24 protein-coding genes are annotated in these 23760 nt (G+C 70.7%); 12 read left to right on the top strand and 12 right to left on the bottom strand.

Translation table 11 applies throughout. The annotated features are described in order from the left end of the window. The first annotated feature begins 53 nt into the window (after nucleotides 1-53). A complete protein-coding gene (locus AMYBE_RS0106235; RefSeq protein WP_245573158.1) occupies nucleotides 54-3434 on the top strand; it encodes a S8 family serine peptidase in 3381 nt (1126 codons plus the stop codon). 66 nt (nucleotides 3435-3500) lie between these two features. Here the strand turns inward: AMYBE_RS0106235 and AMYBE_RS0106230 are convergent, their stop codons facing one another. Next, a complete protein-coding gene (locus tag AMYBE_RS0106230) occupies nucleotides 3501-4571 on the bottom strand; it encodes a TetR/AcrR family transcriptional regulator (RefSeq protein WP_027927421.1) in 1071 nt (356 codons plus the stop codon). A gap of 85 nt (nucleotides 4572-4656) precedes the next feature. Here AMYBE_RS0106230 and AMYBE_RS0106225 point away from each other — a divergent pair, with 85 nt between their 5' ends. The 4 genes from AMYBE_RS0106225 (at nucleotide 4657) to AMYBE_RS0106210 (ending at nucleotide 8378) form a co-directional block, all read left to right on the top strand. After that, complete coding sequence (locus AMYBE_RS0106225; RefSeq protein ID WP_020658488.1) at nucleotides 4657-5796, top strand: cytochrome P450; 1140 nt, start codon at nucleotides 4657-4659, stop codon at nucleotides 5794-5796. An 87-nt stretch (nucleotides 5797-5883) separates the two neighbouring features. Further along, the gene (locus tag AMYBE_RS0106220) at nucleotides 5884-6471 is read left to right on the top strand and encodes an HdeD family acid-resistance protein (RefSeq protein ID WP_020658487.1); all 588 of its coding nucleotides are present in this window, start codon (nucleotides 5884-5886) and stop codon (nucleotides 6469-6471) included. Nucleotides 6472-6515: 44 nt separating this feature from the next. Further along, nucleotides 6516-7046 (top strand): DUF6069 family protein, encoded by a 531-nt coding sequence (locus AMYBE_RS0106215; protein WP_020658486.1) that lies wholly within the window; start codon nucleotides 6516-6518, stop codon nucleotides 7044-7046. An 81-nt stretch (nucleotides 7047-7127) separates the two neighbouring features. After that, nucleotides 7128-8378, top strand: coding sequence for a pentapeptide repeat-containing protein (locus AMYBE_RS0106210; protein WP_020658485.1), 1251 nt, complete (start codon nucleotides 7128-7130; stop codon nucleotides 8376-8378). A 12-nt stretch (nucleotides 8379-8390) separates the two neighbouring features. Here the strand turns inward: AMYBE_RS0106210 and AMYBE_RS0106205 are convergent, their stop codons facing one another. Continuing rightward, on the bottom strand, nucleotides 8391-9236 hold the full coding sequence (locus AMYBE_RS0106205; protein WP_020658484.1) for an NAD(P)H-binding protein: 846 nt from the start codon (nucleotides 9234-9236) through the stop codon (nucleotides 8391-8393). Between the two features lie 89 nt (nucleotides 9237-9325). Here AMYBE_RS0106205 and AMYBE_RS0106200 point away from each other — a divergent pair, with 89 nt between their 5' ends. Beyond that, entirely contained in the window at nucleotides 9326-9730 is a 405-nt protein-coding gene (locus tag AMYBE_RS0106200; RefSeq protein ID WP_020658483.1) for a winged helix-turn-helix transcriptional regulator, read from the top strand. A gap of 84 nt (nucleotides 9731-9814) precedes the next feature. On the opposite strand, the gene AMYBE_RS0106195 is transcribed toward AMYBE_RS0106200, so the two are convergent. Continuing rightward, a complete protein-coding gene (locus AMYBE_RS0106195) occupies nucleotides 9815-10969 on the bottom strand; it encodes an acyl-CoA dehydrogenase family protein (protein WP_020658482.1) in 1155 nt (384 codons plus the stop codon). 21 nt (nucleotides 10970-10990) lie between these two features. Next, the gene (locus AMYBE_RS0106190; RefSeq protein WP_084469877.1) at nucleotides 10991-11842 is read right to left on the bottom strand and encodes a 3-hydroxybutyryl-CoA dehydrogenase; all 852 of its coding nucleotides are present in this window, start codon (nucleotides 11840-11842) and stop codon (nucleotides 10991-10993) included. A gap of 117 nt (nucleotides 11843-11959) precedes the next feature. On the opposite strand from AMYBE_RS0106190, the gene AMYBE_RS0106185 reads away from it, so the two are divergent. Further along, nucleotides 11960-12628 (top strand): TetR/AcrR family transcriptional regulator, encoded by a 669-nt coding sequence (locus AMYBE_RS0106185; protein WP_020658480.1) that lies wholly within the window; start codon nucleotides 11960-11962, stop codon nucleotides 12626-12628. A gap of 11 nt (nucleotides 12629-12639) precedes the next feature. Here the strand turns inward: AMYBE_RS0106185 and AMYBE_RS0106180 are convergent, their stop codons facing one another. From AMYBE_RS0106180 to AMYBE_RS0106165, 4 genes are all read right to left on the bottom strand, one after another. Beyond that, nucleotides 12640-13335, bottom strand: a complete 696-nt coding sequence (locus AMYBE_RS0106180; protein WP_020658479.1) for a YbaB/EbfC family nucleoid-associated protein — start codon at nucleotides 13333-13335, stop codon at nucleotides 12640-12642. Nucleotide 13336: 1 nt separating this feature from the next. After that, nucleotides 13337-14383 (bottom strand): hypothetical protein, encoded by a 1047-nt coding sequence (locus AMYBE_RS0106175; RefSeq protein ID WP_020658478.1) that lies wholly within the window; start codon nucleotides 14381-14383, stop codon nucleotides 13337-13339. A gap of 2 nt (nucleotides 14384-14385) precedes the next feature. Then, complete coding sequence (locus tag AMYBE_RS0106170) at nucleotides 14386-14763, bottom strand: hypothetical protein (RefSeq protein WP_020658477.1); 378 nt, start codon at nucleotides 14761-14763, stop codon at nucleotides 14386-14388. Between the two features lie 214 nt (nucleotides 14764-14977). After that, nucleotides 14978-15811: a DUF1295 domain-containing protein gene (locus AMYBE_RS0106165; RefSeq protein WP_020658476.1), complete on the bottom strand. Its 834-nt coding sequence runs from the start codon at nucleotides 15809-15811 to the stop codon at nucleotides 14978-14980. A gap of 53 nt (nucleotides 15812-15864) precedes the next feature. Here AMYBE_RS0106165 and AMYBE_RS0106160 point away from each other — a divergent pair, with 53 nt between their 5' ends. Next, on the top strand, nucleotides 15865-16371 hold the full coding sequence (locus AMYBE_RS0106160) for an EXPERA domain-containing protein (RefSeq protein ID WP_020658475.1): 507 nt from the start codon (nucleotides 15865-15867) through the stop codon (nucleotides 16369-16371). Nucleotides 16372-16393: 22 nt separating this feature from the next. Here AMYBE_RS0106160 and AMYBE_RS0106155 read toward each other — a convergent pair whose 3' ends face one another. After that, nucleotides 16394-16945: a M15 family metallopeptidase domain-containing protein gene (locus AMYBE_RS0106155; protein WP_020658474.1), complete on the bottom strand. Its 552-nt coding sequence runs from the start codon at nucleotides 16943-16945 to the stop codon at nucleotides 16394-16396. Between the two features lie 199 nt (nucleotides 16946-17144). On the opposite strand from AMYBE_RS0106155, the gene AMYBE_RS0106150 reads away from it, so the two are divergent. From AMYBE_RS0106150 to AMYBE_RS0106140, 3 genes are read left to right on the top strand one after another with little or no spacing between them, the layout of a single operon-like run. Beyond that, nucleotides 17145-17846 carry a response regulator transcription factor gene (locus tag AMYBE_RS0106150; RefSeq protein ID WP_027927418.1) on the top strand — a complete coding sequence of 234 codons (702 nt, stop codon included), beginning with the start codon at nucleotides 17145-17147 and terminating at the stop codon, nucleotides 17844-17846. Next, nucleotides 17843-19249 carry a sensor histidine kinase gene (locus tag AMYBE_RS0106145; RefSeq protein WP_020658472.1) on the top strand — a complete coding sequence of 469 codons (1407 nt, stop codon included), beginning with the start codon at nucleotides 17843-17845 and terminating at the stop codon, nucleotides 19247-19249. Before AMYBE_RS0106150 ends, AMYBE_RS0106145 begins: the two co-directional genes overlap by 4 nt. Further along, the gene (locus tag AMYBE_RS0106140) at nucleotides 19246-19710 is read left to right on the top strand and encodes a hypothetical protein (protein WP_034286782.1); all 465 of its coding nucleotides are present in this window, start codon (nucleotides 19246-19248) and stop codon (nucleotides 19708-19710) included. The genes AMYBE_RS0106145 and AMYBE_RS0106140 overlap by 4 nt, the downstream gene beginning before the upstream one ends. A 4-nt stretch (nucleotides 19711-19714) precedes the next feature. Here AMYBE_RS0106140 and AMYBE_RS0106135 read toward each other — a convergent pair whose 3' ends face one another. Beyond that, nucleotides 19715-20884, bottom strand: a complete 1170-nt coding sequence (locus AMYBE_RS0106135; protein WP_020658470.1) for an MFS transporter — start codon at nucleotides 20882-20884, stop codon at nucleotides 19715-19717. Between the two features lie 380 nt (nucleotides 20885-21264). On the opposite strand from AMYBE_RS0106135, the gene AMYBE_RS0106130 reads away from it, so the two are divergent. Continuing rightward, nucleotides 21265-21858 carry a TetR/AcrR family transcriptional regulator gene (locus tag AMYBE_RS0106130; RefSeq protein WP_020658469.1) on the top strand — a complete coding sequence of 198 codons (594 nt, stop codon included), beginning with the start codon at nucleotides 21265-21267 and terminating at the stop codon, nucleotides 21856-21858. 10 nt (nucleotides 21859-21868) lie between these two features. Here AMYBE_RS0106130 and AMYBE_RS0106125 read toward each other — a convergent pair whose 3' ends face one another. Both AMYBE_RS0106125 and AMYBE_RS0106120 read right to left on the bottom strand, forming a co-directional pair. Beyond that, nucleotides 21869-22963: a Gfo/Idh/MocA family protein gene (locus tag AMYBE_RS0106125; RefSeq protein ID WP_020658468.1), complete on the bottom strand. Its 1095-nt coding sequence runs from the start codon at nucleotides 22961-22963 to the stop codon at nucleotides 21869-21871. Further along, complete coding sequence (locus AMYBE_RS0106120; protein ID WP_020658467.1) at nucleotides 22960-23697, bottom strand: sugar phosphate isomerase/epimerase family protein; 738 nt, start codon at nucleotides 23695-23697, stop codon at nucleotides 22960-22962. The genes AMYBE_RS0106125 and AMYBE_RS0106120 overlap by 4 nt, the downstream gene beginning before the upstream one ends. Between the last annotated feature and the right edge of the window lie 63 nt (nucleotides 23698-23760).

Here is a 23760-nt window from a genome sequence, read left to right as displayed (position 1 = left end):
GGAAGTGGGAACTGCACATGGGGCGTTCCTCGCGATCCGTTCGCGCCCTCGTCATGGCTGCGACCGGCAGTCTGGTGCTGGCTGGGGTAACCCAGTCGGCACTGGCTGCCCCGCAGACCGCCGCGACGGCCGACGGCACACCGCAATCCGTCATCGTCGTCCTCGCGGACCAGTTGCCCGGCGCGCCGCCCACCAAGGCGGAGTCGGGCGATCGCCGCGCGAAAGCCACTCAGGAACAGAACTCGGTGCTGGCCAAGCTGGCCGGTGCCGCACCGGCCAAGGTCAAGCACTTCGCGCTGGGCAACGCGTTCTCCGCCACCGTCACGCCCGCGCAGGCCGCGCAGCTCGCGCAGGACCCGGCGGTCGCGCAGGTGCTGCCGGACAGCAAGGTGATGCTGCCGGACGCGAAGCCGGCCGCGCCGGCCGGCGCGCCGCAGGCCGGGGGCAAGGCGCAGGCGGCAACGCCGAACGCGATTTGCCCGACCGACCCGGCGAAGCCGCTGCTGGAGCCGGAAGCGCTGACCTCGATCCACGCGTACAGCACCGACGGTTCGAAGAGCGCGTCCGACCTGGCCAACGGCGCCGGGGTCAAGGTCGCGTTCCTGGCCGACAACATGGACCCGAACTACGCGGACTTCATCCGGCCCGACGGCAGCCACGTGTTCTCCGACTACCAGGACTTCTCCGGCGACGGCCCGAACACGACCGACGCCGGGGCCGAGGCGTTCGGCGACGCCTCGTCGATCGCCGCACAGGGCGTCGTGGTGCACGATCTGTCGAAGTTCGTGAACGAGAAGCACCCGCTGCCGGCCGGCTGCAACATCGTCGTCAAAGGCGTGGCCCCGGGCGCGAGCCTGGTCGGCCTGAACGTCTTCGGCCGCACCGCGACGAACTCCGCGGTGCTGCAGGCGATCGACTACGCGGTGACGGTCGACCACGTCGACGTGATCAACGAGTCGCTCGGCCTGAACCAGTACCCGGATTCCAGCTCCCGCAACCTGTTCCAGGTCTTCAACGACCAGGCGGTCGCGGCGGGCGTCACGGTCACCGCGTCCAGCGGCGACGCGGGCACCACGTCCACGATCGGCAGCCCGGCCACCGACCCGCTGGTCATCTCCGCGGGCGCGACCACCGACAACCGGCTGTACGCGCAGACCGGCTACGCGGCTTTCCCGTTCTCCAACGGGAAATGGGTGAGCGACAACATCTCCGCGCTGTCCTCGTCCGGCATCACGCAGAACGGCCGCACCATCGACCTGGTCGCACCCGGCGAGGGCAACTGGGCCGACTGCGCGCCGGCGTACGCGGAATGCCGCAACTTCAAGACCGTGCCGCAGGGCACCGACCTGGAGTCGTTCGGCGGCACCAGTGAAGCGGCGCCGCTGACCGCGGGCGTCGCCGCGCTGGTGATCCAGAGCTACCGCAACACCCACCACGGCGCGTCGCCGACGCCCGCGCAGGTGAAGCAGCTCATCACCGGCACCACCCGCGACCTCAACCTCCCCGCCGACGAGCAGGGTTCCGGCCTGCTCGACGCGCGTGCGGCCGTCGAAGCCGCGCTGACCGCGCCGGGCACCACCGGCGCTCCGACGGGCGTCGCGTCGAACATCTCGCTGTCGGCCGACCAGCTGACTCTGGAAGGCGCGCCGGGCAGCACCCAGCAGGGTTCGGTGAACGTCACCAACGTCGGCAGCAAGCCGCTCACGGTCAGCACCGGCACGCGCACCTTCGCGCCGATGGGCACCCAGACCCAGACCACCGGGTTCGACTCCACGAGCCTGCCGACCTTCCCGTACTTCAATGGCGCCAACTGGGCGTACAAGAAGGTCACGTTCTCAGTTCCCGCTGGCGCGCAACGGCTTCTGGCCCGGATGGCCTGGCAGGGCAGCCCGAAGACGGTGAACGGCCAGTCCGTCACCCCGGTGGTGCGGCTGACGCTGCTCGCGCCGGACGGCACCTTCGTCGCCAACAGCCGCCCGCAGGGCGGACCGGCGACGGCGAACTACGCCAACGTCGACGTCACCCGTCCGGCCGCCGGTACCTGGACCGCGGTGCTGTACTCGGTGTCCGGCAAGGCCGGCTACACCGGCGACATCCAGCTGGCCACCACGGCGCAGCGGGCTGTCCCGTACGGCCAGGTGTCACCGCAGATCCTGCAGCTCAACCCGGGCCAGACCAAGCCGGTGCACTTCTCGCTGCAGGCCCCGGCCACCGGCGGCGACGCGGACTACTCGGTGACCTTCGGCAGCTCCGACGGCCACCAGACCACCTTGTCCGCGATCGTGCGTTCGCTGATCCCGACCAAGAACGGGCCGGGGACCTTCAGCGGCACGATCACCGGCGGCAACGCGCGCGCCGTGTCGCCTGCGCAGACGTTCTCCTACGAGTTCGACGTTCCTCGCGGCAAGCACGACCTCGACGTCGCGGTGAAGCTGCAAGACCCGGGCACGCTGCTGGACGGTGTCCTGGTCGACCCGAACGGCGAGCTCGCCGACGTGAACAGCAACGCCTTCCTGACCTCGCCCACCACGCTGGGCCAGGGCACCGGCCTGCAGCTGACCGACGCGAACCCGCTGCCCGGCCGCTGGCACCTCGTGCTGGTGGTGCAGAACCCGGTGACCGGCAAGCAGATCGAGCAGCCGTTCACCGGGACCGTCGGCTTCGACCAGGTCTCGGTCAGCGCCCCCGCGCTGCCCGCGTCCGCGGCGAAGCAGCTGGCCGCCGGCAAGGCTGTCACGATGCCGGTGACGGTGCGCAACACCGGCGTCGAGCCGATCGCGATCGGCGTCGACGCGCGGACGAACACCCAGCAGACGCTGCAGCCGCAGCCGATCCAGGGTTCGACCGAGGTCGCTCTGCCGGAACAGGGCACGGACGCGCCGGTGTACTCGATTCCGCCGGACACCAGCCGGTTCACCGTCGCGACCTCGTCGACGGTGCCCGCGCAGGCGGAGATCCAGGGCTCGGCCGCGGGCATCGACGTGCTCGGCGACCTGAAGGCCGCGCAGAACGGCAGCACGGTGTCGGTCGCGACGATCGGCGAGAAGTCCGGGTATGTCACGAAGGGCCTCTGGTTCGCCGACGTGCAGGAGATCGGCCCGTTCGGCCCGGCGGGCGCGCCGGCAGGCCACTCCAGCTACACGTCGTCGATCCGGACCGCGGGCTTCGACGGCGCGGTCACGTCCTCGACCGGCGACCCGTACGGCCAGTCGGTGGACCCGAACGGCACCGGCGGCACGCCGCAGCTGGTCAAGCCGGGCGAGACCGCGACCGTCACAGTCACCATCACCCCGTCCGGCAAGGCCGGGCAGACGGTGACCGGGCACCTGAACCTCGTGACGGTGCCGTCGCTGCCGACCGGCGTGACCGGTCTTCCGCAGGTCGGAACCGGTGAGGTGCTGGCGGCTCTGCCCTACAGCTACCGCATCGGCTGATCGTCTCGGGCGAAAAACGGTCCGTGCGGGGCCTCTTCCGGGAATCTGATTCCCGGAAGAGGCCCCTCACGGCTTTTCGGCGGGATCAGCCGGCACCGGAGCGGCCGCGACCGCGTGGCACGCGCCGAACCCCTCCGCCCGGAGCACAATGTGTCCATTGTGGACCCGGATCGCGGTCTCGGTCGCGTCGCTCACCGCGGACACTCCGGCGGCGGCCGCGAGCTGACCGGTCTCGTCGACGACGACGCGCAGGCGCGGCCAGGCGGCTTCCGGACACGATCGCCGCAACAGCCCGCGCAGGTCCGCGAGCACCAAGTTCGTCAACGGGGTCAGCTCCCCGGGCTGGCCGGTCACCACCACCAGCGTGGCCTCCCCCGCCGCGCGCAAGGCTTCCTCGATCGCGGACAGCCGGTGCAACCCGATCACCGCGACCACACCGTCGCCGTCGATCCGGGTGGCACGAGCTCGCAGCGCGTCGAAAACCTCCGGCGGCGCCCAGGGTTCGGCGGCCGGACGCGCCTGCGGCATAATCGGCGGCTCCGGCCAGCTGTCGGTCAGACCCAGCGCGGGCAATGCCTCGCACAGCCGCACCACGTTGAACGGCTCGCCGAATCCGGGCGCCGCGGCCGCGAGCTGACTCGCTCCGTGCAGCGTCGTCAGGGCCGCCTCCGCGACACGGACCAGCCGGCCGGACGACGGCGAAAGCCGTTCCAGGGCAAGGCCGAGCACGATCGCGTCGAACCGCAGCAGCTGCGCGTACGGGCGGTGGGTGAGTTCGTCGGCGAGGATCTCCGGCAGCAGGTCGACGCCCAGCCGGGCATCCGGGTCGGTCGCGAGCGGCAGCCGGGCGACCCAGGCACGGGCGAACGCGCCGAGCGCCTCCGCCGGGGTCAGGCCGGGGTCCGGATCCGGCGGCTGCGCGGCGAATCGTTCCGCTTCGGCGGCGAGCACCGCGAAGTAGAGCGCGCGCTTGCCCGGGAAGTTGGAGTAGACCGCGCCGCGGGTCAGCTCGGCCCGTTCGGCGATCACGTCGATCTTGGCGTCCCGGAACCCGCGCTCGGTGAACTCCTCGCGCGCCGCGGCGAGCACCCTCGCCCGGTTCCGCTCCTGTGTCTCTGCCCTGGTCAGCCGAGCCATCGTGCGCCCTCCCGGTCCGTCCTGGCCAAGATACCGTCACCATGCATATGATGAGATCATCTGAATTCACCATCTGGAGGTGCCGGTGTCCCCCGTTCCCGAACTCGACCTGACCGATCCGGCCGTGGTCCTCGACCCGTTCTCGACCTACGGCGCGGCGCGCGAGCAGGGTCCGCTCGCCAAGCTGGTCGGGCCCGGCTTCCCGCCGATGTGGGTGGTCACCCGGCACGCCGAGGCGCGCGCGATGCTCGCCGACTCGCGCTTCGCGCTGAGCGAGGGCAGCTACCACCATCGGCCCGAGGTGCCCGAGCACTGCCGTCCGTACCTGCGGACGATGCAGGAAGTGGAGGGCGAAGAACACGCGCGGCTGCGCCGCCTGGCCGCGCCCGCCTTCGCCGCCCGCCGCGCGTTGGAGTTCCGGCCGCAGATCGAAAAAATCGTCGGCCAGTACCTGGACGCGCTGCCCGCCGAAGGCCCGGTCGACTTGCTGACCGAGTTCGCGCAGCCGCTCCCGATGGCGGTGATCTGCGAACTCGTCGGCGTACCGGAAGCCGAGCGGCCCCGCTGGCACGAGTACGGCGGGGCGGTCGTACAGGCGCACGGCGAGGGATTCGCCGCGGCGGTGCCGGGAATCATCGACAGCTCGCGGTCGCTGGCGGCGCATCCGGACAGTGCGTTGCTGGCGCACTTGACCAGCGCCGGGCTGACCGAAACGGAGACCGTCGCGCTGGTGTGGCAGCTCGTGCTGGCCGGGCAGACACCGGCGAACTTCATCGCGAACTCGGTCGAAACCCTGCTGGCGCACCCGGATCAGCTCGAGATCCTCCGCGCGGAACCGGAACTGTGGCCGGGCGCGGTCGAGGAACTGATGCGCTGGTGCGGTTCGCAGCTGCTGACCATCCCCCGCCAGGCCACCGAAGACGTCGAGCTGCACGGCTCGCTGATCCGCCGCGGCGAGCAGGTGACCGCGTCGATCGCGGCGGCCAACCGCGATCCGCGTGTCTTCGCCGACCCGGACCGGTTCGACGTCCGCCGCACCGGGGGCGCGCACCTCGGCTTCGCACACGGACCGCACTTCTGCCTGGGCGCGTCGTTCGCCCGAGTCCAAGCCGAAGCGGCGCTGACGGCGCTGCTCGACCGGTTCCCCGGCCTGCGGGTGCTGGAGGCGAAGCGGATGCCGGACCCGGGAACCTGGCGCCTCGCCGGTCTCCCGGTCGTCTGGTAGCGCCCTCGATCGGGTGAGGTCCCGGCGGCCCGGGCCTCATCCGGCTACCGTTTCCCCAGGTCAGCACGACACTCGGGAGGCGACCCCATGACCATGCCCACTCCGCCCGTCTTCGGCTTGGCGGTGCTCGACCCGCGGCGCGCGTGGCCGCTGATGCTCACCCGCGGGATCCTGGGCGTGCTGTTCGGCGTGCTGGCGCTGGTCTGGCCTGGCATCACCGTGCTGGCGCTCGCCATCCTGTTCGGGATCTACGTGCTGTTCGACGCGGTCGGCGCGATCATGCAGGCGTTCCGCCCGGGCGACGGCGCGCACCGGTTCGCCTACGCGCTGCTCGGCATGCTGGGCCTCGTCGCCGGCGTGATGACCCTCGTATGGCCCGGCCTGACCATCCTGGTGCTGGCGACGCTCGTCGGCGCGTGGGCCGTGGTCACCGGGATCATGGAGATCGTCGCCGCGGTCCGGCTGCGCAAGCAGATCACCGGCGAAGCGTTCCTCATCGTGGCCGGCGCGCTGTCGGTGCTCGCCGGGGTCCTGGTGCTGTTCCACCCGATCGCCGGCGCGTACGGCGTCGCGCTGCTGATCGGCATTTACGCGGTGATCTACGGGGTCACCCTGGTAGTGCTGTCGTTCAAACTGCGCAAGCTGTCCGCCGACCCGGCAGCCGCGCCGAAGTAGCGCGACAATCGGGGAAGGACCGTACCGGCGACGGAAGGACCGCGATGGCGCAGCAATACCCCGGCGGCTACAACGAGGACACCCGCCCCGGCATCGACGCCGCCCGGCTGTGGGCGGGCGGGGTGGCGACCGCGGTCGTAGCCGCGCTCGTGGCAGTGGTCGGCCTGCTGATCGCGCGCGGCATCTTTGACGTGCCGGTGCTGGCCCCGAAGGGCGACGGCTTGTGGGGCAAGGCGAGCACCCCGACGTACGCGATCGCCGCCGCGGTGGTCGCGCTGCTGGCCACCGGGCTGATGCATCTGCTGAGCGTGGCGACGCCGGCGCCGGGACAGTTTTTCGGCTGGATCATGGTGCTGGTGACGGCGATCGCGGTGGTGCTGCCGTTGACGCTGACGGTCGGGCTGGACGCGAAGATCGCGACGGCGTTGATCAACCTGGTGATCGGGCTGGTGATCGCGATCGTGGTGAGCAGCATGGCGGCCAGCGCGCGGACCCTGCACAAGAAGAAGCGGAGCGGGCCGGACTCGCCGACCCGGCAGTGGCCGGAGCCGCCGACTTCTTATTACGACCGGTAAGGAAGGGCGCCGCTGTTCGGCGGAATGGGTTCCACCCTTCCAGCTGCTCCTTTCCGGGGCCCGAGCGCTGATCATGGAGGGATGGTCGATCTCTCCCCGCGAACGCGGGAGGATTCCGGCGGAGACGGGACCGCCGGGGTGCTGTCCAGCCGCACGATCGTGGTCTGCGCGGCGACGGTCGTCGTGGTCGCCGCGACTGCTTTCTGGGCTTTATTCGCGTGGTACGGGCACGGCACCGAGGCAGACCGCATCCGGCTGGACGGCATCAGGACGGTCGGCACAATCGTCGTCGGCACCGGCGGTGCGCTGGCGCTCCTGCTGGCCGCGCGCCGACAACAGACCGCAGAACGCGACCTGGCCACCAAACGCGCGGAACTGCGGCTGCGGGAGCAAGCCAACGCCGATGCCCGCCATGACGCAACCGAGCGGCGGATCAACGAGCTGAACCTCAAGGCGGTCGAACAGCTCGGTGCCGACCGAGCACCGGTGCGGCTGGCCGGACTGTACGCGCTCGACCGGCTGGCACAGGAAAATGCGCGCCTGCGTCCGACGATCGCCAACGTGCTGAGCGCCTATCTGCGGATGCCCTACGACCTCACTGCCGACGCCGCCGACCCGGTGCCGCGCCAGGAACGCGAAGTCCGGCTCACCGCGCAACGGCTCCTGGTCCAGCACCTGACACCGGACGCGCCCGACGGGCAGTTCTGGAGCGGAGTGGAACTCGATCTCTCGGGCGCTGTCCTTTTCGACCTCTCCCTCAACGGTGCCGCGCTCCACAACGCCCGCTTCGCGGGCGCGCAGTTCGTCGGCGACGCGTGGTTCCACGAAGCGACCTTCACCGGCACAAGCCGGTTCGACGAAGCTGTCTTCCACGGCGAGACCTGGTTCACTCGAGCCACTTTCGCTGGCAGCGTCCAGTTCGACCGCACGGTGTTCCGCAACGAAGCCCGCTTTGAGTACACAGAATTCGTCGGAACCACGATATTCCGGCACGCTGGCTTCCAGCGCGACGCGTCATTTGACAGAGCGCTCTTGCGGGGCATCGCCCGGTTCAGCGACGCGGAGTTCGAACGGAGCGTCAGCTTCGCCGGCGCCGGGTTCACCGCCGCACCGGTGTTCGAGGACGGAGCCGCAGCCCAAAGCGCGTATTTCGACCGCGCCCGCTTCGGCGACCAGGCATGGTTCGACCGCGTGAGTTTCGCGAGCTACACAACCTTCGACAACGCCACCTTCGACGGCGACATCGGCTTCCACGGCACCACTCTCAACGGTCTTCCGTACCGTCCCCCGCAACTCCAGTCTGATTGGCTGAGCCTCGAAGACACCGTCTGACCAGCATCGGGATCACTGCCCTGTGAACTCCGCAGCATGGTCTGCCACCCACTGCGCATAACTGCGCGCCGGCCGCCCGGTCACCTGCGCCACCGTTGCTGTCGGCTGGTCCGGTTCCGCCTCGGAAAGGCGGGCGTAGGCGTCGAGCATCGCGTCCGCGTACGCTGCCGGGATCTGCTTGACGAGCTGCTCCCGCGCCGCCGCGCGGGAGACCTCCTCCCAGCGGATCGGGCGGCCGATCACTTCGCCGACCACGCGGACCTGGTCGACGTGGGAAAGCGCTTGCGGCCCGGTCAAGTCGTACTTGGCACCGACGTGTCCGTCCTCAGCCAGCGCGGTCACGGCGACCGCCGCCATGTCGGCCTCGTGGATGAGCGTGGAGACCACGGAACCGTAAGCCCCGCGCACCACTCCGTCCTCGCGGATTTGCCGTGCCCAGCCGAGAGTGTTCGCGGCGAAGCCGTGCGGCTGCAGGAACGTCCACTCCAAGGCGGTGCGCTCGACGGCCTGCTCCACGGCCAAATGAACTCGGCTGATCGCGTCGTCCCGGCCCGACCGGGCCGCCGCGGAGGACAGCAGCACCAGACGGCGGGTGCTTTCGGCCAGTGTGGCCGCGATCCGCGCAGCGGGGTCGGCGGACATCAGCGGCCACATCAGGAACACCGAGTCCGCCCCGTGTGCCGCCGCGCGCAGACTGTCCAGGTCGGACAGATCGCCGTGCACCTGCTCGACACTTTCGGGCAGGCCGGCCTGGTCCGGACGGCGCACCAAGGCGCGCACCGCGAGTCCGCGTTCGGCCAGCTGCGCCGTCACGTGGCGGCCGACCTTGCCGGTCGCGCCGATCACCAGCGTCGTCATCGTTGGTTTCCTCCTTGAGTGGCAGTAAGACTCACCGTAGGAGGCCAGCTAACTTTTGGTAAGTACGAACCCTGAGGTAAGGTCCGTACGTGACAGTAAGCATCGAGGCCGGGCGGGGCGCCGCGGCACCGGGTGACGCGTTCAACGGCGACTGCCCCGGCCGGACGGTGCTGAATCATGTGTGCAGCCGCTGGGGGACGCTGATTTTGCTCTCCCTGCGCGACGGCCCGGTGCGGTTTTCCGCGCTGCGCGACACGATCGGCGGGATCAGCGAGAAAATGCTGTCCCAGAACCTGCGCACGCTGACCCGGGACGGCCTGATCGAGCGCTCGGTGGAACCGGACAGCCCGCCGAAGGTGTCCTACGCCCTCACCGACCTCGGGCGGGAGCTGACGATTCCGCTGGAGGGGCTGCTGGACTGGATCGGCAGCCGCACGATCGAGGTGGTCAAGGCCCAGCGGCGGCATGATCGGCAGCACAAGCCGGGCGCGTGACCGGGAGCCTTACCGTCCGGCTTCCCCAAAGACCGAAGCCCCGTCGCCCGCAAACGCAGGCGACGAGGCTTCGAAAACCAACCCTCAGTCCTTCAGCAGCTGCCGAGCCATCACGACGCGCTGGATCTGGTTCGTGCCCTCGTAGATCTGGGTGATCTTCGCGTCCCGCATCATCCGCTCCAGCGGGAAGTCGCGCGTGTACCCGTATCCGCCGAGCAGCTGGACCGCGTCGGTCGTGACCTGCATCGCCACGTCCGAGGCGTGGCACTTCGCCGCCGCGCCGAAGAACGACAGGTCGGCGTCGCCGCGTTCGGACTTCGCCGCCGCGGTGTACACCATCTGGCGGGCCGTCTCGACCGCCATCGCCATGTCCGCCAGCATGAACTGGATGCCCTGGAAGTCGGCGATGTGCTTGCCGAACTGCTTGCGCTCCTTCACATACGCCAGCGCGTGGTCCAGCGCTCCCTGCGCGATGCCGACCGCCTGCGCGGCGATCGTCACGCGGGTGTGGTCGAGCGTGCGCAGCGCGATCTTCAGGCCCTCGCCAGGCTCGCCGACCATCCGGTCGCCGGGGATGCGCACGTTGTCGAACAGCAGCTCGCGCGTCGGCGAGCCCTTGATGCCCAGTTTCTTTTCCTTGGCCCCGAAGGAGAATCCTTCGTCGGACTTCTCCACCACGAACGCGGTCACGTTCGCGCCTCGGCGGCCGTCCGGGTCGGTCACCGCCAGCACCGTGTAGTACTCCGAGAAACCGGCGTTGGTGATCCAGGACTTCTGGCCGTTGAGGATCCAGTCGTCACCGGACTGGGTGGCGCGGCAGCGCATCGACGCGGTGTCCGAGCCGGCGTCGCGTTCGGACAGTCCATAGGAGAATCCCGCGGCACCGGATGCCAGCGGCGGCAGGTACTTCGCCTTCACGTCCTCGTTCGCGGCGAGGATCAGCGGCAGGCTGCCCAGCTTGTTCACCGCCGGGATCAGCGACGACGAGGCGCACACCCGGGCGACCTCTTCGATCACGATGCAGGTGGCCAGCGCGTCCGCGCCGGCGCCGCCGTACTGCTCGGGCACGTGCGGGGCGTGGAAGTCCGACGCCACCAGCGCGTCGTAGGACGCCTTCGGGAACTCTTCGCGCTCGTCCGCCTCGGCGGCGTGCGGCGCGATCTGCTCCTCGGCGACCGCGCGCACGGCCTCGCGGATCGCTTCGTGGTCTTCGTTGATCTTGAACAGGTCGAAGCTCATCGGGATTCTCCTCGGAAACGGTCAGTAGGTGTAGAAGCCGCGGCCGGTCTTGCGGCCGAGCAGACCGGCGTCGACCATCCGGGCCAGCAGCGGCGGCGGGGCGTACAGCGGCTCCTTGAACTCCTCGTACAGCGATTCCGCGACCGCCTTCGTGGTGTCGAGCCCGATCAGGTCGGCCAGCGCGAGCGGGCCCTGCGGGTGCGCGGCACCGCGGACGAGGCCCTCGTCGATCGCTTCCTTGGTCGCGAAACCCGACTCCAGCATCCGCACCGCGGCCAGGATGAACGGGATCAGCAGCGCGTTCACCACGAAGCCGGCCCGGTCCTGGCACAGGATCGCGTGCTTGCCGAGCGTCTCCTCGGCGAACTTCCGCGCCCGGACGGTGGTCTCGTCACTGGTCAGCAGGCTCGGCACCAGCTCGACCAGCGGCAGCACCGGGACCGGGTTGAAGAAGTGGATGCCGAGTACCTTGGCCGGCCGCGCGGTGGCGGTGCCGAGCTTCATGATCGGGATCGACGAGGTGTTGGAAGCCAGCACCGCGCCCGGCGCGGCGACGATCTTGTCCAGCTTGCCGAACAGCTCCGCCTTGACCGCCTCGTTCTCCACGATGGCCTCGATCACCAGCGTGCGGTCGGCCAGGTCGTCGAGCTCCTCGGTGATCCGGATCCGCTCCAGGACCGCGGCCGCGGACTCGATCTTGCCCTTGCGCTCGGCCCGGCCCAGCGACGCCTCCAGCCGCGCCCGGCCCGCGTCGGCGGCCGCCCGGCTCGATTCGACCGCCACGACGTCCAGCCCGGCGCGAGCGCACACCTCGGCGATCCCCGCCCCCATCTGGCCGCAGCCGACCACGCCGACGAGCTCCACGTGCCTCACCCATCTCTCCGGTACTTGGTTTCATAATGACGGTACTCAGTACCGGCGGGTAGGGATCGACGGCGTGACCCGGCTCACCCGGCCCAGCGATTAGGCTGACCGCGGAAAGGTGGTGCGATGGCCGAGAAACCAGCCCGGCAACGGCTGAGCGAGGCCGCGTTCGCGCTGTTCGAGGAACGCGGCTACGACCAGACGACGGTGGAGGACATCACCGAGCGCGCCGGCGTCGGGCGTAGCACGTTCTTCCGCGCGTTCCGGTCCAAAGAGGACGTGATCTTCCCCGACCACGAGGTGCTGCTCAGCGCGATCGAGGCCCGACTGTCCGGCTCCGACCCGCGCACCGCGACAGTCGCGATCACCGAGGCGGCACGGCTGGTGCTCCGGCATTACGTCGCCGAGGGCGACCTGGCGCTGGCCCGCTACCGGCTCACCCGCAGCGTGCCCGCGCTGCGCGCGCGAGAGATCGCCGGCACCCGGCAGTACCAGCGGTTGTTCCAGGAGTTCGTCCACCGCTGGCTCGGCGGCGGCGAAGAGACCGCGCTGCGCGCCGAACTGATGGCCGCCGCGGTGGTGACGGCGCACAACCACGTCCTGCGCCGATGGCTGCGCGGCCAGACGACGAATCCGGAAGCGGCCTTCGACGCGGCGATGACGGAGACGGTCGCCCTGTTCGGCAACACCGGCGAGGCGGAGACCACGGTGGTCGCTTTCCGTACTGGCAAAGACCTATCCACGGTGCTGCCGGGGCTGCGGAAGCTGCTCGGCGACGACGGCACGCTCGGCTGATCCGGCCGGCGCTACCAGGCGTCGTCGAACCGGACGCCTTCGCCGTACCAGTCCTCGTCGCTCAATGGACGCTCCGGTGCCGTCGGACGCTCCGGGTCGGCGGTGCGGTCACGCAGGTATCCCGCTGCGGCAGGGTCACCGGCTGCCACGGGCGGACCGGGCACCGCCGAGCCCCGGCCGGGCTGAGCCCGTCCCGGAGCCGCCTGACTGGTGCCGGTCGGGCCAGGTGCGGCGGCCGCGCGGGGTCCGGCCGGATTCCTTGCCACCGCAGGCGTTGCCGGGTTCCCTGCCGACTCAGAAGCCGGACGCGAGGGTACCGCTCGTGACGGAGCGCCCGGGCGCGTCGCCTGATCCGGCGGCACGGGCCGGCGTGGCGGAGTCCGGCGCGCCGGGGCGGGCTCGGCCGGCGGAGCGTCCTCCGGCTTGAACCCGGCACGCCACCGCAGCCGGTCCATCACGTACCCCTTCAACCCGACCGGGGCCAGCAACGCCGCCGTCCGGTTCGCCGAATCCCGTTGCGCCTCCGCGCAAGTGCGCAGGATCAGCGCGGCAAGCTGCTCCGGCGGCAGGCTGCGCACCGCGTCGGAGAGCTTCAGCCCGGTAAGGACGCCATCCGTGTTGACGGTGGCCGTGACCGCGTTGTCGGGCGACGTAGCGTCGACCGACAACGCGGACAATGCCGCGATCAGTTCTTCCGGTCCCGGCACGTCAGTCCATAGCGGACGCGGTCAGCGGCGGCGCGGCCTGCGAGTCGTCCGGCGTGAGGTCGACCTTGCGGTCCCGGACCCGCTTCTCGGTGTCCTTCGGGGTGTTCGACGTCTCGAAGTTCGACGGGTCGAACGAGTTGCCCGGGCTGACGTCCGGCGGATCCGGGATCGGCGGGATGTTGTTGGACTTCTCGTGCACCTTCTGCACGAACCGCGCGGTCGCCGCCTTCATGTTCTCGCGGAGCTTGTCGGTGTGCTCCATGAAGCTCTGGAAGATTTCCATCGCGTTGTCGCCCTCGACCTTGGTCGTCGCCTCCGCGACCACCTCGGTGATGCCGGCGCCCGCACCGGCCACCGCGGCCTCGGTGCCGACCGCGCTCATCGTCAGACCGCCCGCCGCCGCGCCCGCGGCCGGCGTCGCGACCACCGAGAGCATCCCGATCAACGCTGCGGAAAAGGCCACCGCCGCCACCTTCGACCAGGAGATCTCGCCCTCCTTGGCCTTGTCCTTCTGGTACTTCCGCGCGGTCTCCTTGAACGTCTCGGCCAGTTTGTTGAGGTCGTCGCGCGCACCCCACACGCTGTCCCGGGCGGCCGCGACGACGCTCTCCACGACGGTGATCTCGGCGCCGATGGCGTCGTAGGTCTCCGCCAGGTTGTCCAGGTAGGTCTTGACGTCCTCGGCCGCTTCGCCGCGCCAGGAGTCCATCAATTCCCTGGCCCGCTTGAGCTCGGTCAGCGAGCCGTGGCCCAGGTTCCGCCACACCGGCTCGTACGAGTTGATCATCGTCTGGAGCCCGGTGCCGGAGTCGGTCAGCTCGGCCGACGAGAACTCCCGGAAGACGCCGGTGATCTTGTCCTGGAAGTCCTCATAGGCCTCGCCCATCATGCCGAACTGGAAGAATTCGGCGTACTTCAGCAGCTGAAGCCCGTCGAGCGCGTCGTTCGCGCCGCCGCGCAGCTCGTCGCAGATGCCTTCGAGCAGCTCCTCGCGCGGCCGCTCGTCCCCGCCGCCGCTGAGCCCGAAGTAGTCCTCCTGGCCGCTCACCGTCAGAGCACCTCCCCTGCCGCCCGGCGGATCGCCGACTGCGCGTTCGCGTCCGACGTCTCGTACAGCTCGGCGACCTTCTTCAGCGCCTCGCTCGTCTGCTGCGTCGTGGCCGCCAGCTTCGCCAGGGCATCCTCCACCTTGGCGCGATGCGCCTCGTACGCCTTCGCGACCTCGGGCATGCCGAGCGTGCCGCCGAACGCGGTGCCGCTGCCCGCCAAGCCGAACGGGTCGAGCCACGGCGCACCCGGCATTCCGTTCGACACGTCCACGCCGAGCTTGCCGACGCCGGCGCGCGCGGTCTCCGCCGCGTCGCCGGCGTTGCCCACGAGCCCGCTCGCCTTCCGCAGGTCGGAGAGCTCCGTTTCAAAACCGATCATGGTGCTGCCCCCAGTCCTCTGAAACCGCCACCCTACCGGGCGAACGGTATCCAATCCGACTCATCGGGCGCGAGGGCGGTTCACGGCATTAACGTGATGACGGTCACTAATCGGAGCCGCGCTCGGCCCGCGCTGCGGGGTTCCCGGTCGTCGGCTCGGTCGCGGATGTCCGTGAAGGGCCCCTTGAGGGACTCAGATTCCCTCGAGGAGCCCTTCACGGACGAGCCCGGGCGGACGGCCCCGTTCCGGAATCCCGTCGCGGAAACCACGGCACGACCGGCGAAACCCGCCGCTGGTAGTCGGCGTACTCCGGATAGCGGCTCCGGGTGATGCTTTCCGTGAAGACGGTCGAGCCGATGAACAAGCAGGTCAACAGAAACGCCCCGGCAACCGTCCAGCTGAACGCGCCGGCCGCGGACACGCCGAACAGGAAGACCAGCCACCATTGCGCCTGTTCGAAGAAAAAGTTCGGATGCCGGGAAAACCGAAAAAGCCCGGTCTGCGCGAATCGCGGATCCGGAATTCGCCCGGCCGCAGTTTCGCGCTTTTTCTTCTGCTGGAAGTTCCATTGCTGCTGATCGGCGATCGTCTCGCCGGCCAGACAGCCGAGGAACGCGACGGCGAGCACGATGTCGAGCGGCCCCAGCGGGCTCCGGTGGTCCAGAGCGGTCCATGCGGGCAACGTGATCAGCAGCAGGATCACGTTCTGGTAGAGCGTGATGAAGAAGAGGTTGAACAACTGGAACTGCCACGGCTTCATCCGCCCGCGCAGCACCGCCCAGCGGTAGTCCTCGCCGCCGGGGGCGTAGCCGCCCTTGCGCGCGTAGTTGAAGGTGAGCCGGACGCCCCACAGGAAGACGAGGCCGAACAGCAGGTTCAGCCGCGGATCGGCGAACCCGGCGTAGCCGGCGAAGACCCCGGTGTAGACGACCGGGACGACGGACCAGATCCGGTCGACCCAGGAGTACTCGTGGGCGAGGACCGACAGCAGCCAGCAGGCGGCGCAGACGCCCGCGAAGACCCAGAGGCACACCTGGAACGCGTTCATGCCCGCGACTTTACGGCCGGCGGGGCCGCCGCGAAGCCCTACAATCCGCTGGCATGAGCCCCGAGGCGCCGAACCTGCCCCTGCGCGAACGGAAGATCGACGTCTTCTTCGCGGCGGTGTTCTCCGTTTTCACCGGCACCTCGCTGATCAGCGACCTGCTGCCGACGATCGGCGTCGACTTCTCCCGGCCCACCGGGAACTTCTTCGTCGACTCGAACTACTGGTACGCCCACGACGCCGACCCGCTCTTCATGCACCCGCCGGACTGGATGCGGATCGTCACCGGGCTCTCCGCCTTCGTCTACTTGCCTTTCTACGTCGTCCTCGTCTGGTGCTTGCTGACCGGCCGCAACGGCGTCCAGCTGTTCGCGGTCGTCTACGCGACGATGATCAGCACGCTGACCGGGATCGTCGTGTTCGGCGTCGAGTTCTTCGGCGATCCGGCGACCCGCACCGGCAATCCCGGCAAGTTTCTCGCCTTCAATCTGCCCTACGTGGTGATCCCGTTGCTGCTGCTGGTCCGGATGCGCAAGCCGCTGCCGTTCACCCGCCGGTTCTGAGCCGCTGGACCGCTCCTGAACCTCACCCGGCGAGCCGGCTCAGGGCGCGCGGGCGGAGCGCGTCCGGGTCCGGCAGCCGCATCGGGACCGTGTCGGCGTGGTACTCGAAGTGCCACCACTCGTTGTCGTAGCGGCGGTACAGCCGGTACGACGGGCCGTGCTCTTCCAGCCACGCTGCCCCTTCCGTCGGCCGGACGTCCAGCGCCGTCCCGCGGACGTGCGCCGACTCGTGCGGAGGCAGCACCCGGTGGCGGGCGGCGGTCACCGAGCCGGTGCGGTGCACCTCGTCGGAGAACAGCCGGTACTGGTCAGCCGCGTCGCGGTGGCCCGAGGTGAGGCCGATGAGCTGGCCGTGGCGCCAGAACGCCTCGGTGCGCGCTGCGGTGAAGGCCGCACGGGCCGGCTCGGCGAGGCCGGCCAGGTCCTCCGTCGGGTAGCGCAGGCCGAGCGCCCACTGGCAGGCCAGGTACCGGCAGCGCGACGGCGAGCGCAGGAAGGCCACGGGCAGCAACAGCACGGCCAGCGTGCGGGTGACGGCAGCGAGGACTCGCGGCCGGCGCAGCAACTCGATCATGACGCCCACTTTTGGGCGCCAGTGTCCACGCACTGCGCGCGGAGTTTGACAGCTCTGTAACAGTTCGCCCCGGCGCGGCTGTTACCGAACGATGACCTCCCGCGCACTGGGCGATGAGCCGCGCCGGGCAGGGTGGGCCCTGGCTGTCCGCTGTGGACTGTCCGGGCGGCCGGACGGGCGGACTGCGATAGTGGGAGTCATGCCCAGGGTACTGCTGATCGAAGACGACCAGGCCGTGCGCGACGGCCTGCGGCTGGCCCTGACCTACCAGGGCCACACCGTCGATGCCGTGGAGACCGGCGAGGAGGGCCTCGCCCGGCTGGCCGGCGACCCGGCCGACGTCGTGGTCCTGGACCTGATGCTGCCCGGCATGGACGGGTTCGAGGTGTGCCGGCGCATCCGCGCGTCCGGCGATCTGCCGATCATCATGCTCACCGCGCGCAACGACGACATCGACGTGGTGGCCGGGCTCGAGGCCGGGGCCGACGACTACGTGGTCAAACCCGCGCAGGCCCGGGTACTGGAGGCGCGCATCCGCGCGGTGCTGCGCCGCACTGCCGGCGAGAACCGCGGCGCCGGCGCGCCGAACGGGCAGCCTGGTCCAGACCAGCACGGCGCGCTCTCCATCGACCGGGCCGGACTGGTGGTCAGCAAGAACGGCGTGCCGATCGGGCTGGCGCCGACCGAGCTGCGGCTGCTGCTGGAGCTGTCCGCCTCGCCCGGCCGCGTGCTCAGCCGCCAGCAGCTGCTCGAATCCGTGTGGGACCAGGGATATCTCGGCGATTCCCGGCTGGTCGACGCGTGCGTGCAGCGGCTGCGCGCGAAGATCGAGGACGACCCTGCCAAACCGGTGTACGTCCAGACCCTGCGCGGTTTCGGCTACCGCTTCGGGCCGCTGTGAACTGGCGGTTCCGCAGTCTGCGCACCCGGCTCGTCCTGGCTTTCGCGCTGCTCAGCGTGATCACCGCGGCTGCGGTCGCCGGGATCGGCTACGTGCGCGCCCGCACCGGGATCGTCCAGCGCGCCCAGGACAGCGCCGCGAACGAGCTGACCGCGCAGATCAAGCTGCTGTACCCGTTGCCGCCGCAACCGCTGTCGGCGAGCGCCGTGGACGCGCTCGCGGAACGAATGAGCAAGGGCAAGCATTCGGCGCTGGTGATCAGCGGGACAGTGGCCGCGGGCAGCCCGATCGGCCGGGCGATCTCGCCCGAGCTGCGCGAGGTCGTGCGATCCGGAAAGGTCGCTTGGCAGCGCGTGGACGGGGGCGGCACCACCGTCCTGGTGCTCGGGTCGCCGTTGCTGATCTCGACCGGCGACCGGCGGAATCCGACAGTTCCGTCCGGCATCGAGGTTTACCAGGTGCGCGACCTGACCGGCGAAATCGAGGCGGTCGGCCAGCTGTCCCGGGAAGCGTGGTTCGCCGGCGGGGCGGCGCTCGCGCTCGCACTGGTGATCGCCGTCGCGGCGGCGGGGAGCGTGCTGCGGCCGGTCGCGGAGCTGCAGAAAGCGGCGCGGCGCCTCGGCGACGGCGATCTCGACGCCCGGGTCGAAGTCCGGGGCGGGGACGAGCTGGCCAGTGTCGCGAAAACGTTCAACTCCACCGCCGAATCGCTGCAGCAGCACGTCGGCGAACTGCGCAGGATGGAAGCCGACGCGCGCCGGTTCGTCGCCGACGTCTCGCATGAGCTGCGTACCCCGCTCGCCGCGATGACCGCGGTCACCGACATGCTCGACGCCGAAGCGGCCCGGCTGCCGGACGCGGCGGGCGAGGCGGTGCGCCTGGTCAGCCAGGAGACGCACAACCTGACCCGGCTGGTCAACGACCTGATCGAAGTGACCCGGTTCGACTCCGGTACCGCGTCGCTCGAAGTCGACGACGTCGACGTGGCCGAGGCGGTCCGCGCGACGCTGCGGGTGCGCGGCTTCGAGGTCGGCACCGACCTGCCGGAAGGCATCCGCGCGCGGGTCGATCCGCGTCGGCTGGACGTGATCGTGGCGAACCTGGTCGGGAACGCGCTGCGGCACGGCGCGCCGCCGGTCACCGTCCGGCTGCGCGGCGACGCGGCCGGCGTGACGCTGGAGGTCGCCGATTCCGGACCAGGTCTGTCGGAAGAGGTGCTGCCGCACGTGTTCGCCCGGTTCTACAAGGCCGACACGGCGCGGAGCCGGTCCGCAGGCAGCGGTCTCGGGCTGGCCATCGCGTGGGAAAACGCGCGGCTGCACCACGGGGAATTGACCGCGGCGAACCGGCCGGAAGGCGGCGCGGTGTTCACGCTGCGGCTGCCACGGGGAGAACAGCCATGAGGAGCAAGCGTTTGCTCGCCGGCCTGGCCGCGGTCGCGGTCCTCGTCGCGGGCTGCGGGGTCCGGCCCAGCGGAGTGATCCCGGGCGGCGACGCGCCGAGCGGACCGGCCGCGCCCGGTCCGAGCACGGCCACGCTCTACTTCGTCTTGAACGGCACCGTTGTCCCGGTGCCGCGCGACGGGATCGGCGCCGCGCCGGCCGACCGGGTCCGGCTGCTCGCGGCCGGCCCTACCGACGCGGAACGCGCCACTGGTTACACCACCGAAGTCCCGCCGCTGGGCGCCCCGATGGCGATCAGCGGGTTCACCGCGCACCTCGGCATCGACGTCCGCACCCTCAGCCCGAACGCGGTCACGCAGATCGTCTGCACGATCCTCGCCGCGGGAAGCGACGCCGGCTCCGGCACCGTCGTTCTGACCGGTGGCGGCCAGGAAACCGGGCCGCGCACGTGCACCACCTGACCGCTCAGCCGCGCGGTGTGATCGCCGGCGCGAACACGACCGCCAGCAGGCACAACGCGAGCGGCAGCAGGAATGCGACGTTCAACGGCACCCAGTGCGCCAGCCCGCCGATGATCGCCGGACCGGCCAGCAGGCCGACGTAGCCGACGCCGACCACTCGCGCCATCAACGCGCCCGACGCACGCTTGTCCAGGTTGCCCGCCGCGGTGAACAGCTGCGGCACGCCGCCGGAAAGCCCGAGCCCGAACAACGCCCAGCCGCACAACGACAGCGGCACCCAGGGCGCCAGCGATGCCACCGCCAAGCCGACCGCCGCCAGCGCGCTGCCGTACCGCACGACCGCCGCCGGGCCGGCCAGCCCGGCCACCCGGTCGGCGGCGAACCGGCCGGCCGTCATCGCCACCGCGAACGAGCCGTAGGCCAGCGCCGCGGTGCTTTCCGAAGTGCCGAGCCCGTCGCGGAGGTAGAGCGCGGCCCAGTCGTTCGCGACGCCCTCCGACAGCATCAGCGCGAACGCCAGGAGCCCCAGCAGCCACACCACGCGCGCCGGAATCTTCGCCGGTTTCTTCGCGGCGACGGTTTCCTCGTCCGCCGGTGCCGGCGAATCGAGCAGATACCGGCGCACCGCCACCGCGATCACGACGCAGAGCGCGCCGGTGCCGCTGAGCGAAACGAGGGTCGGCACGCCCGCGCCCAGCACCGCGGCGCCGACCGCGGCGGCGATCGCGCCGCCGATCGACCACATCGCGTGGAACGCCGACATGATCGGCCGCGGATAGGCGCGTTCGACGACTACCGCGTGCGCGTTCATCGCGACGTCCAGCGAGCCGTTGAAGAAGCCGAACGCGACGAGCGCGAGGCCGAGCGTCCACCAGTTCGCGGCGAGGCCGGGCAGCACGACCGAGATCCCGACGAGAACACCGGCCACCGTCATCACGCGGGGATGCCCGAACCGGTCCGCGAGCCGGCCGGTGACCTGCATGCCGATCAGCGCCGAGCCGCCGAGGACGAGCAGGAGCGCGCCGAGCGCGGTGTGCGAGATCCCGGCCGCGCGTTCGATGACCGGGATGTGCACGACCCACATGCCGACCGCGAAACCGCACAGCGCGAAGACGGTGAACGTCGCGATCCGCGCGGCGCGGGGCAACGCGACGGGCGGAGAAAGGTCGGTCATCGGGTTCGGCTCCTGTTCGAGGTCTGGTGCCGCGCTGCGGGTCTCGTCGGGGAGGGACGGCGGGTCGAGCGGGAGAGGCAAGGCCTCCTCGGACCGGCGAGCGTGCCAAGCCGGGCAACCCGGACGCATCCGCTGGCTGCGGCCAGCCGGGCGCGCCGACCGGTGCGGCCAACCCGCCGGACGCGGCGCTGAGCACCCGGCCGCTCCGGCCAGCCTGGCGGGCAGCTAATGCTCAGCACCCGAGGCCGGCGCCGCTGTCCCGCCAACCCAATACCACCCGCCGCGCGCCCGGCAACGGGATTTCCCGCCCGGGTCCCGGCACCCCCGGTCCGGCTCGGGCATGATGGGCGCGTGGACGCCGCCGGATCGATCGCCGCCTCGTGAGCGAGGGGTATCTCAAGGGCCGCATCCGCCGGGAAGACATCATTTCGGCGGCGGCCGTGCTGTACGGCGAGGCGGGCTACCACGGATCGTCGTTGCGGGAGATCGCCAAACGCGTCGGCATCAGCCACGCCGGGCTGCTCTACCACTTTCCCACCAAAGAAGCGCTGCTCGCCGCTGTGCTCGAACGCCGGGACGCCGAGGACAGCGTCCGCGAGCAGCTCTCCGCTCCCCCGGGGCTGGCGGTGCTGCGGCATTTCGTCGCGCTGGCCGAGCACAACGTGCGCCACCCCGGGATTGTCGACTTGTACTCGCGGCTCGCCGCCGAAGCGGTCGCCGAGGACCACCCGGCGCACGCCTACTTCGCCAAGCATTACCGCGAGGCACGCGAGAGCGTGGGCCAGTCGTTCCGGGTCCTCGCCGAAACCGGCGAGCTCCGTCCCGGAACGGATCCGGAGCACGCTGCGCTCGCCTTCATCGCGTTGATGGACGGTCTCCAGGTCCAGTGGCTCACCACCCCCGCGCGTGTCGATCTGGTCGGTTCCCTCCGCTTCTATCTGCAAACCCTGCTGACCGTCCCACTGTTCCCGTAAACCGGAATATTCAGACAGTCCGCGCGTACGGGTCCCAGTCCGCGGGCAGCGGCGCCGCCACGTCGACGCTGCTCGACACCTCCACCGAAGAACCTCGCGTGATCGATTCCTCGATCGCCAGCATCGCGTCGAGCACGTGGTAGGCCAGCTCTCCGGACGCGCGCTCCGGCGCTCCCGCCCGGATCGCCCGCGCCAGGTCCAGCACGCCAGTGCCGCGCGACGCCGCGTGCCCGGCCGCCGGCAGCTCCTCGGGCTCGTCGTGCCCGGCGAGGTGCAGCACCGTGTCGCCGTCGAAGCGGTTCGGGTCCGGCAGCACAGCCGTGCCGAGCGGACCGGACACTTCGACGAAACCGGTGCGGCGCAACGCCGAATCGAACGTCAGCACCAGTTGAGCACTACCGCCGCGAGCGAACTCGGCCAGCGCGGTCACCGTCGTCGGCACCGTCACCGGGAACGCGGTGCCGGCCCTCGGCCCGGAGCCGATCACCCGGGTCTCGCGCGCCCGGCCGCCCGCGCCGGTCACCTTGCGGATCGGTCCGAACAGGCAGACCAGCTGCGACAGGTAGTACGGCCCCATGTCCAGCAACGGCCCAGCCCCGGCCTGGTACAGAAACTCAGGCGCCGGATGCCAGCTCTCCGGGCCCGGAGTCTGGAACAACGCCAGCGCGGTGGCCGGCGTCCCGATCCGTCCGGCCTCGACCGCGCGACGGGCGGTCTGCTGCCCGGCGCCGAGCACGGTGTCCGGCGCGCTGGCCACGCGCAGGCCCTTTTCCCGCGCCCGGTCGAGGAGTTTGCGCGCGGTCTGCCGATCGAGCCCGAGCGGCTTCTCCGTCCAGACGTGCTTGCCCGCCTCCACCGCGGCCAAGCTGACTTCGACGTGCACGGCCGGGACAGTCAGGTTCACGACGATCTCGATCTCCGGCAGGGCAAGGAGATCCGCCAGCGAACCGCTCCGCGGTACCCCGTGCTTGTCCGCCTGGGCCCGCGCGCGCCCGACGTCGAGATCCGCGACCGCCTCGACGCGGACGTCCGGGAACGAGCTGAGGTTCTCCAGGTAGGTGTCGCTGATGAACCCCGCGCCGACAACGCCGACCCCGACCGTCACTTCTCGACCTCGGCGAGGTGCGCGAAGCTGGCCGCGATGCCGTCGAACACGTCGCCGTCGTCGTACTGGTCGAACTCGACGACCCGCAACGCGCCCGGCGCGGCGGCGAGCACCGACGCCAGCGGGACCCGGCCCTGCCCGGCCGGAACCTGACCGGTGGCGTCGGTCGCCAGCGAGCCGTCCTTGACGTGGATCGCGTGCACCCGCTCGCCCAACCGGCCGAGCAGAGCGGGCGCGTCGACCCCGCCGGCGGTGGCCCAGTAGGTGTCGACCTCCAGCACGATCGCCGGGTCGAGCCGGTCGGCGAAGAACTCGAACGCGGTCCGCCCGTCGATCCGGGATTCCAGCTCCCACCAGTGGTTGTGGTACCCGACCCGGACGCCGTGCCCGGCCGCGACCTTCGCCGCGGCGTTGAGCGCCTCCGCGGTGGCGGCGACGTCCGCCGCGTCCTGCCACCGGGCTGCCGGCACCAGCGGATCGATGACGACGTCGATGCCCAGCTCACGAGCCGCGGCGAACACTCGATCCTGATCTTCGCCGATCAGCTTCGCGTGCGCGGTCGGCGCGGTCAGACCGTGCGCGGGCAGTCCCGCGCCGAGCGCCTTCGCGTTCTCCACGACGCCGTACGGCTCAACCCGCTTGAACCCGATCGCGGCGAGCCGCCGCAGCGTCTCGTCCGGGTCGGCCGCGAACGCCTCGCGGACCGAGTACAGCTGCACGGAGGGGTTGCCCATTGCCGCTCTCCTTGAGGTCTGGTCGGCCGCGGCCGTCCGCCGCCTGCGCCAATTTCTACCACC

Source organism: Amycolatopsis benzoatilytica AK 16/65, from assembly GCF_000383915.1.
GTDB classification, from domain to species: Bacteria; Actinomycetota; Actinomycetes; order Mycobacteriales; family Pseudonocardiaceae; genus Amycolatopsis; species Amycolatopsis benzoatilytica.
The sequence above is the reverse complement of the archived record's forward strand: the minus strand, read 5'-3'. Positions and strand labels throughout refer to the sequence as shown.

Coding starts and splice junctions, on each gene's coding strand:
- AMYBE_RS0106160 (WP_020658475.1), top strand. CDS start 15,865: ATGAGCCCCGAGGCGCCGAACCTGCCCCTGCGCGAACGGAAGATCGAC.
- AMYBE_RS0106165 (WP_020658476.1), bottom strand. CDS start 15,811: ATGAACGCGTTCCAGGTGTGCCTCTGGGTCTTCGCGGGCGTCTGCGCC.
- AMYBE_RS0106230 (WP_027927421.1), bottom strand. CDS start 4,571: ATGGCTCGGCTGACCAGGGCAGAGACACAGGAGCGGAACCGGGCGAGG.
- AMYBE_RS0106155 (WP_020658474.1), bottom strand. CDS start 16,945: ATGATCGAGTTGCTGCGCCGGCCGCGAGTCCTCGCTGCCGTCACCCGC.
- AMYBE_RS0106185 (WP_020658480.1), top strand. CDS start 11,960: ATGGCCGAGAAACCAGCCCGGCAACGGCTGAGCGAGGCCGCGTTCGCG.
- AMYBE_RS0106205 (WP_020658484.1), bottom strand. CDS start 9,236: ATGACGACGCTGGTGATCGGCGCGACCGGCAAGGTCGGCCGCCACGTG.
- AMYBE_RS0106140 (WP_034286782.1), top strand. CDS start 19,246: ATGAGGAGCAAGCGTTTGCTCGCCGGCCTGGCCGCGGTCGCGGTCCTC.
- AMYBE_RS0106235 (WP_245573158.1), top strand. CDS start 54: ATGGCTGCGACCGGCAGTCTGGTGCTGGCTGGGGTAACCCAGTCGGCA.
- AMYBE_RS0106215 (WP_020658486.1), top strand. CDS start 6,516: ATGGCGCAGCAATACCCCGGCGGCTACAACGAGGACACCCGCCCCGGC.
- AMYBE_RS0106220 (WP_020658487.1), top strand. CDS start 5,884: ATGACCATGCCCACTCCGCCCGTCTTCGGCTTGGCGGTGCTCGACCCG.
- AMYBE_RS0106150 (WP_027927418.1), top strand. CDS start 17,145: ATGCCCAGGGTACTGCTGATCGAAGACGACCAGGCCGTGCGCGACGGC.
- AMYBE_RS0106210 (WP_020658485.1), top strand. CDS start 7,128: ATGGTCGATCTCTCCCCGCGAACGCGGGAGGATTCCGGCGGAGACGGG.
- AMYBE_RS0106195 (WP_020658482.1), bottom strand. CDS start 10,969: ATGAGCTTCGACCTGTTCAAGATCAACGAAGACCACGAAGCGATCCGC.
- AMYBE_RS0106120 (WP_020658467.1), bottom strand. CDS start 23,697: ATGGGCAACCCCTCCGTGCAGCTGTACTCGGTCCGCGAGGCGTTCGCG.
- AMYBE_RS0106170 (WP_020658477.1), bottom strand. CDS start 14,763: ATGATCGGTTTTGAAACGGAGCTCTCCGACCTGCGGAAGGCGAGCGGG.
- AMYBE_RS0106135 (WP_020658470.1), bottom strand. CDS start 20,884: ATGACCGACCTTTCTCCGCCCGTCGCGTTGCCCCGCGCCGCGCGGATC.